2 protein-coding genes are annotated in these 2517 nt (G+C 72.5%); both read right to left on the minus strand.

Annotation, left to right across the window (positions count from 1 at the left end; all coding sequences use genetic code 11):
• Positions 1-142: 142 nt before the first annotated feature.
• On the minus strand, positions 143-676 hold the full coding sequence (locus BB334_RS08035) for a superoxide dismutase family protein (RefSeq protein ID WP_068806886.1): 534 nt from the start codon (positions 674-676) through the stop codon (positions 143-145).
• A gap of 92 nt (positions 677-768) precedes the next feature.
• Positions 769-2517 (minus strand): SulP family inorganic anion transporter (locus BB334_RS08040; RefSeq protein ID WP_232756694.1); only part of this gene is annotated, 1749 nt, incomplete at its 5' end.

A 2517-nucleotide genomic window follows, 5' to 3' on the forward strand; every position in this document is an offset into this window, starting at 1 on the left:
TCGGGTGCCAGCGCCACCGGCGCCGGGGCTGCCGCCAGTGCGACCGGGCCGGCGAGGCAGGCAAGCACACCGATCGCAGCCCGCGCGGCGACCGCGCCGACGCGTGCCGCGAGGGCGCGCGCCGTGCCGCTTCGATCCGCGCTCAGGGCGCGGCCTTCACCACGCCGCAGGCGATGCGCGCGCCGGCGCCGCCGATCGGCTGGGTGACATGGTCGTCGCGATTCTCGTGAATCACCAGCGCGGCGCCGTCCTCGTCGAGGATGTTCGCGCGCTGGCCACCACCCGAGAGGCTGGCGAGGGTGGTGAACATTTCCGCCTCGACGCTGCCGTCGGCATGCACCACGATCACCGGCAGGTCGCCGGCGTCCGGCCCCTCCGGATTCATCAGGCCGTGCTTGCGGCCGTCGGGGTTGAGGTGGCCCTTGGAGGCGACGAAGCCTTTATCGGGATCTTCGCAGGTGCCGACGCTGTGGATGTGGATCGCCTTCGGCCCGGGCGGCAGGCCCTTCGCCGAGACGTGGATGAGGACGCCGTGCGGGCCTTCGCTGAGGCTCACGCTGCCGACCGGCTTCGCGTCGCGGTCGATCAGTTCCGCGCTGGCGCGATCGGCGGCGTGGGCGCCGAGGGTGAAACCGGAGGCGAGCAGGGCGAGGAGCAGCGGGCGAGGATTCTTCATGACGTTCTCCGATCACTCAGGGTTGGGGAAACTGCATGATAGAGCGCAGCCGGCATTCCTGCAGCCAGCCGGGGTGCGCGCCGCGCTTCGCTTCAGGCCGGTGCGGCCGCGCTCTCGGCGCTGTCCTTCGCAAGCGCGCAGAAGGCGTCGTGTTGGGTCATGTAGATCTCGCCCGACAGCCAGTCGCCGATTCCGGCGCGCTCGAGGCGGTCGCGCACCGGGCCCTTGAGCTCCGAGAAGTGCAGGCGGACGCCGCGTGCGTCGAGTTCGCGGTCGAGCTGCATCAGCACCTCGAGGCCGGTGAGGTCGATGCCGTTGACCCCGCTCATCATCAGCACCACGTGGCGCAGCCGCGGCCGGCCGGCGAGCGCGGCCGACAGGGTTTCCGAGATCCAGCGGGAGTTGGTGAACACCAGGCTCTCGTCCACCCGGATCGCCAGCACGTGGGGCAGGGTCTCGACCTTGAAGCGACTGACGTTTCGGAACACCTCGGTGCCGGCGAGTCGCCCCACCTCGGTCCAGTGCGGACGCGCGGTGCGCTGCAACAGCACGCCGACCGCGGCGACCACGCCGGCGAACAGGGCCTCCTTGACGCCGACGGTGAGGGTCATCAGCGCCACCAGCAGCATCAGGCCGAATTCGGTGCGCGAGTAGCGCCAGGCGAGCACGAAGGGGCCGAAATCGACCAGCGACAGCACCGCGACGATGATGGTGGCGGCGAGCACCGCCTTCGGCAGGTACTGCAGCACGTCGCCGAGCAGAGCGATCGCGACTGCGAGCAGGATCGCGGTCCACACGCCCGCCAGGCGGGTGCGGGCGCCGGCGTCGAAATTGACGATGCTGCGCGCGAAGCCGCCGGTCACCGGCATGCCGCCCGCCACGCTGGCGGCGGCGTTGGCGGCGGCGAGGCCGAACAGCTCGCGCCGCGGGGAGACCTTCTCCCCACGACGTGCGCCGAGCGCTTCGGCCACCGCGAGGCTCTCGACGTAGGCCACCAGCGCGAGCAGAACCGCGGGCATCGCCAGCGCTCGCCACACCGCCGGCGGCGCCTGCCAGGGCAGCGGAAAGCTGAGGCCGTCGCCGAGGCTGATACGGCCGGCGAGCGCGACGCCCTCGGCGGCGGCGGGGAAGAGGGCGATCCCGGTCACCGCGGCGGCGACTACGACGATCGGTGCGGTGCGCGCGAGCAGCTGGGCGCGGCGCGGCGGCAGGCCCGCCGCCTGCAGCAGGCGACTGCCATGGCGGCGCAGCGACCACAGCAGCGCGAGCGCGAGCAAGCCGATCGCGGCGGTGGTTGCGTGGGGCGCGATGCTCCCGGCGGTCGCCACCGAACGACCCATCTCGACCACCGTGCTGCCCTTCGCGGCAATGCCGAGCAGGGCGGGCAGCTGGCCGATCGCGATCACCAGCGCGGCGCCGGTGATGAAGCCGTGCAGCACGGGCGCGCCGAGCAGGGCCGCGAGGGTCTCGAGGCGGAGCAGCGCGGCGACGAGGAAGACCGCCGCCATCTCGAGCGCGAGCACCAGCGCCGCGAGGTGGGGCTCGATCCCGTGCGCCGCGCTCACCGCGCCGATCGCCTGCGCGGTCATCATCGCCAGTACCGCCACCGGGCCCACCGCGAGCGTGGTGCTCGAGCCGAACAGCGCATAACCGACGATCGGCAGCAGGCTCGCCATCACCCCCACCACCGGTGGCAGGCCCGCGAGCATCGCGTAGGCCAGGCTTTGTGGCACCAGCAAGATGGTGACGATGACGGCGGCGACGAGGTCGTCGGTCAGCGCCGATTGCCGATAGGCGCGCCAGCGCCCGGCAAGCGAGGGCGGGGCGATGGCGGTGTCGGT

The organism is Thauera phenolivorans (assembly GCF_001696715.1).
Lineage (GTDB): Bacteria > Pseudomonadota > Gammaproteobacteria > Burkholderiales > Rhodocyclaceae > Thauera > Thauera phenolivorans.

Excerpts from the sequence above, each read along its gene's own strand:
- BB334_RS08035 (WP_068806886.1), bottom strand. The coding sequence starts at position 676 with ATGAAGAATCCTCGCCCGCTGCTCCTCGCCCTGCTCGCCTCCGGTTTC.